The organism is Johannesbaptistia floridana (assembly GCF_057440575.1).
Map to the genome: position 1 here is coordinate 1 of NZ_JALKVM010000402.1, position 5,708 is coordinate 5,708.

Genomic DNA, 5,708 nt, shown 5'->3' on the forward strand with positions numbered 1-5,708 from the left:
CGTAACGCACCTAGATGAGTTTTGAAGTAATAAGTAATGAGTAATGAGTAAGAAGCCAGTAACCTGTAGGTTGGGCCCTTGGTCACTACACCCAACAGTACAAAAGTAGTTGTAGTTGTAGGGTGTGAAGCGTGCGAAGCCCGTAACGCACCTAGATGAGTTTTGAAGTAATAAGTAATGAGTAATGAGTAAGAAGCCTGTAGCTTGTAGGTTGGGCAGGGAGATAACCCAACATAATGAGTAATGAGTTTTGAAGTAATGAGTAAGAAGGTAGCCTGTAGGTTGGGCCCTTGGTCACTACACCCAACAATTTATAGCAGTGCTCGTTGTAGTGTTAACTATATTTACATAAATGATCCCCCCAACCCCCCTTTACTAAGGGGGGCTTTTTATCACAGTTGTAAACATCTACTTACTCATTGCTATAACTAATAAATGCCTCTCACTATATTATTCAATCAGCGAAGCCCGTAACGCACCGAATTACATTAGAAGGAGCAAGCAGTACTGCGTAGGTTATAGCAGTGACCGAAATGTTAAAAACCTACCCTTATCAGTCATACTTGCGCCCTCTGGTAATCAAGTAATCTAAATCTAAATTCCAAATCAATAACTCACCGCCATCGCCTCCCATAACTAGTTTATGACCATCAGGAGTAAAACTAATTACAGACAAGCCATTAATTTTCGTATCCATAGTGTGTAATAACCTGCCATCTAAATACCAAAATTTGACCAATCCATCTTCAGAAGCAGTGACCAACAAAGGATAGAGAGGATTAATCTGGAATTGAGTTAATTGGGGATGTTTTAAAATCCCTACTAATTCCCCCTGGTTATGATTCCATAGCTTAATTTTATCCTGAGTAGTAGCTACAGCGAGAAGAGGTTGTGACTGACTAAAAGCTATCTGAGTTATTTCACCATCATCGCTTAACTTAATCTTCCTGGAATTGTGTCTACTCGAAAGATTTACCTGATTATCTGGAGTAACTAAGGCTATCTCTGGGTAATGAGGATGAAATTCTATGAGACTTAGGCGTGAAAGGTGACGGTTAGTATATTGCCAGTCAGAAAACTCAACTTTAGTTAATAATTGCTCAAGGGTATGATTGTTGGTACTTAATTCCCAGACTTGGACTTGATTTTCAGCATCAATTACCTTGAGATAGCGACTATCTTGGCTAAAACCAAGAGCGATAATTGGTTTTTCTCCCCTAGTTAGTAAAGGAGTAGGCTGCAAAGCTTCTAAACAATAGTGTAAACTCAAAGCCACATTTAAATAAGTCTGAGAATCTAAACCAATAGTTTTTCTATAAATAGTTGCTGCGGTTAAACTCTTACTTAAAGCTTGTTCTTCTTGTTTTTCCGTAACTAAAGATATAGATAAATAACTTAGATGATTAAGCTTATTTTGCATTCTTTCCGTGCTAAACTTCATATAAATTACCCCGACTAAAAAAGCAATCACTGCAAAGAACCCTGAAGTAATCATCAAACTCAGATTAGTTAATTTCAAGCGCTTTTCACGTATTTCTTTTTCAATCAATTGGTTTTTAGCCTGTTCACAGTAGAGACTTTCTATCAAATTTTTTTGTTCTTGAACAGTACTAATTTCTAATTCTTGAGAAGCACTAAGAAATTTATAGTCATGGTGACTGAGGTCTCTACCATTTACCCAAGCTAAAGCATCAACTAAAGCTTGACCACGCAGCAACCGGGATTGGTCTTGACAATCAGAAGCAAACCAGGATTTTAAAGCTTCTCCATAGGGACGTAAATTATTAATAATTTTTTCACACCAATTATGAGTAAATACGGCACTATAAATAGGATTAGCAACAATTAAATAACCATCTTGATTAGTAATTAGTCCCGCTAATTTTAACTCAGTTTGTTCTCTACTATCGTCAGCCAAAATTCTGCCAGTTAAAATTTGTTGATAGAGTTCTAAAATTCTAGCGGTATTTTGAGGGTTACGGAGGAGGCGATCGCGAATGGTGCGTAGATGTGCTGGTTCATCTTGTTCTTCCCAATTCTTAATAATCTTACTACTAACAATCTCACTAACTCTGGGATTAGATTCTGCCGATTCATAAACTAAGTTACAAACTTTCTGAGTTAAAAATGGTTGTCCACTAGTCCAATAGAGAATTTCCTGTAATATAGCTTCAGGTTGTTTAAATTTTGTTGCCAATCCTGTTAATAGAGGTTGAGCTTCTGTGAAAGTAAAACCACATAGTTTAATAGCATAGCCAATATTAAAAGGGGTTTTAGTAGGATCCCGGATTAAATCCGAAGGAGTAGCTACTCCCACTAGCACAAAACTAATATACTGATAAATCTGATTACTCGCTCTTTGGTTATAGCAGGCACGAATAAAGGAAAAGAAGTCATCTAAAGGCTGCTGTAAGCTTAAAATACTATCAATCTCATCTAGAAAAATGACCATGTGCTTATCTAAATGAGTTAATACCACTTTTTCAATTAAATCTTGCAAACGTTGTAAAGGTGGGATTGATTCTCTATTTTGCCACCACTTAATAAATTCTTCAGTATCAAAAATCTCCAAAGCTGTTAATAGTTTATATGCTAACCCACCATACCACTGGTCAATGGATTGACAATTTAAATCAGATAAATCCAGGAGGGCACAAGCCAAGCCCCCTTGTTCTAAACGATATTTGGTTCTAACTAGTAAGCTAGATTTACCCATTTGCCGGGTATTAAGAATATAACAAAATTTACCTGTCCGCAAAGATTGATATAACTCGCTATCTGCTGATCTACTTATATAACTAGGAGCATTAACAGGTAAACTACCACCAATTTGATACATAGGATTTTTTAGAATTTATAATGGGCGAATGTGCTAATAATACTCGCTTCCGGTTATGAATACCACAAAAAAATACGTAATACATTTACGGCAATAGAGGTTTTTCTCACATCTTCCACCCTAAATAATAAATGGTGCGTTACGTGCTTCGCGCTTCGCACCCTAATCAAGTGTGTGTTTTTTTTTGAGGAAAAACAGAAAAGAAGCATTTCCTGATGTTTAAAAGCGTTTTTTGAACTAATGAGGGACACCTCAGAACTTGCATCTCTACTAAAAGTTACTTATGGTAGTTGAGTAATGAGTAATGAGTTAAAGAATTGATTCTCGCCTGTTGGGGAATTTCAGTACTTTTTTAGGAGTGCAAGCTTTGATATGAGTTAAAGCGATAACTTGTGTACCTAACTAGATATAAAAGCGGTTATATTAACCAAACAAAGAATCAACTAGAGATTTTTTGGGTAAGTGATTAATCTCTCGATTTTTCGGCAGATTAGCTTTGCCGGAAAAATCTCTTAATTCTACTCTAGTAATTTTTATCCCCCAAGACTCTGTACCACTATCTAACCTTTGTACCATTAAATCATTGAGTAAACCACGTGCTGTATAAAGAGATTCATACTCTAGATTAGCCATTTCATCGCGCAACTCGGTGACAAATAAGTTGAGAATCGCTTCGTGTAAGTTGTCAACTTTGTAACAAGATTTCTCGATATCTGTGATTTTCCAATAAATGACTAAGTCAAGATCTGCTAGAATGCGATCGCTAGATTCACAACATCTTTACTCCTAGATATTTAACTCTATAGTCCTATTAAAGGTTGTGTCTGAGTGAGTTGGGTAATGAGTAATTTTAGTTCTCTTTGACTTCTGATTAAGTTATAATTTTTTTGCTTATGCCTCGATCCTTAAATTTACGTGTTGACTGTATTGCTAAGGTTAAAGCCTCTTTACTCAGAAATGGCTTTCCCTCCCAAAGACTTTTAGCGGAAAATTTAGAACTATCCCAATCAACAGTAAGTAATTTTCTCAACGGCAAGCCCGTTGATTATCTTAACTTTGTAGAAATATGTCACCATCTCGGCTATAATTGGCAGGAAATAGCTGATTTATCTCCCACAATCGCTCCTTCTATTCAATCTTCTTCTCTGACTATTCTAATTAGCGATCGCTCCTCCCCCGCAATTCTAGCACCACAATTAAGCACTGAGTTAACTAAAGCGGGCTACCAAGTGTTATTAGCCTTAGTTGATAGTCAGATACCCAGCAATTTAGATCAAGTTGACTATTTACTGATAATTCTTAGTCCAGAAACTGTTTTAAAAGAAGTGGTGTTAGCTGAATTACAGTTAGCCCAACAACTGAATCAAACTGGTAAAGGGAAGATTGCTATTTTACCTCTGTGTGTAGCTTTGTCTCCTGAGACTAGTATTCCCTATGATTTGTATGGCTGTTTAGCTAATATACAACTTTGGCAATGGACAAAAACAACCCCGATAAAACAGTTAGTTGAATATTTAACTAGCATTATTCAGCAAAAATATAGTAGTTTTCCTAGTCAACATCCCCTAACCTATCACTGGTCTTTAGTGTATAGCGATCGCTTACCCTTAGCTAGTGCCCTCCCAGAATTACCTGAGGGGCAGGTAGAGTTGACTTCCTCTTTTTATATCAAGCGCCCTCCTTTGGAGAGTCGAGCTTTAGAAGCTATTACTCATCCCGGTGCTTTGTTGCGAATCAAAGCCCCTAGACAAATGGGTAAAACTTCATTGCTTGCAAGAATAGTACAAAAAGCCAAGGAACAGGGCGATCGCGTAGTTACCCTTAACCTGCAATTAGCTAATCAAAAGGTGCTGCTCAATTCTGACACCTTTTTACAGTGGTTTTGTGCCAGTTTAAGCTATGAGTTAAACCTACTAGACTTGGAAGCTTGGGAAAAACATTGGCAACTAGCGGCGATTATTGGTACAAATCAATGTGTGAAAGCATATTGGGAAAAGTTTATTCTCTCTCAACTCCATTCCCCCCTAACTCTAGCTATCGACGAAGTTGACTTGGTGTTTACAGTGCCGGAGATTGCCAATGACTTTTTGGGTTTACTGCGATCTCTTCATGAAGCGGGGAAAACAGGTAACCTATGGCAATTACTGCGATTAGTTATTGTTCACTCCACCGAGGTATATATACCCCTAGATATGAATAAATCCCCTTTTAATGTGGGATTACCTGTAGATTTACCTGAATTTAACTCTCAACAAGTAGCAGAATTGGCTCAAAGGCATCAGTTGGAGAATTTAAACTTTTTAGTGCCAGCTTTGCTTGATTTGGTGGGGGGACATCCTTATTTGCTACGTTTAACTATGTATCATTTAGCTTATCAAGATTTGAATATAAACAATTTGTTGACTCAACGCTATTCAGAATCATCTATATACACGGATCATCTACGGCGGCATTTGTGGAACTTATGCCAATATCCTCAACTTGCTCAAGGAATGAAGCAGGTAGTTAGCAGCAAAAAAGGGGTAGTATTACCTCCTCAAGTAACTTTTAAATTGTTAAGTATGGGTTTAGTCAGATTAGAACAGAGTTACTGTCTATCTCGTTGCCGTCTTTATCAAGAGTATTTTGCTGACCAGTTAGGGTAGGTGTTATATCAAGTAACGCACCGAATTATCTCAGGGCGTAGACATTGTAGGTTGGGCGATCGCTCTTATCACTTATCAATTGCACCTGCATGATGAGTATAAAAGATTATCTACTAAGAGCGCAAGCCTTACTCAAGGGCGCAAGCCTTGCTCAAGAGCGCAAGCCTTACTCAAGGGCGCAAGCCTTGCTCAAGGGCGCAAGCCTTGCTCAAGGGCGCAAGCCT

3 protein-coding genes are annotated in these 5,708 nt (G+C 37.7%); 1 reads left to right on the forward strand and 2 read right to left on the reverse strand.

Going from position 1 to position 5,708, the window contains the following annotated elements; genetic code table 11:
* Positions 1 to 553: 553 nt before the first annotated feature.
* Positions 554 to 2,839 (reverse strand): AAA-like domain-containing protein, encoded by a 2,286-nt coding sequence (locus MW688_RS22810; protein WP_486738317.1) that lies wholly within the window; start codon positions 2,837 to 2,839, stop codon positions 554 to 556.
* 423 nt (positions 2,840 to 3,262) lie between these two features.
* Positions 3,263 to 3,595, reverse strand: coding sequence for an SPFH domain-containing protein (locus MW688_RS22815; protein WP_486738319.1), 333 nt, complete (start codon positions 3,593 to 3,595; stop codon positions 3,263 to 3,265).
* 137 nt (positions 3,596 to 3,732) lie between these two features.
* Between MW688_RS22815 and MW688_RS22820 the strand changes: the two genes are divergently transcribed.
* Positions 3,733 to 5,484 (forward strand): AAA-like domain-containing protein, encoded by a 1,752-nt coding sequence (locus tag MW688_RS22820; protein WP_486738318.1) that lies wholly within the window; start codon positions 3,733 to 3,735, stop codon positions 5,482 to 5,484.
* Positions 5,485 to 5,708 lie beyond the last annotated feature (224 nt).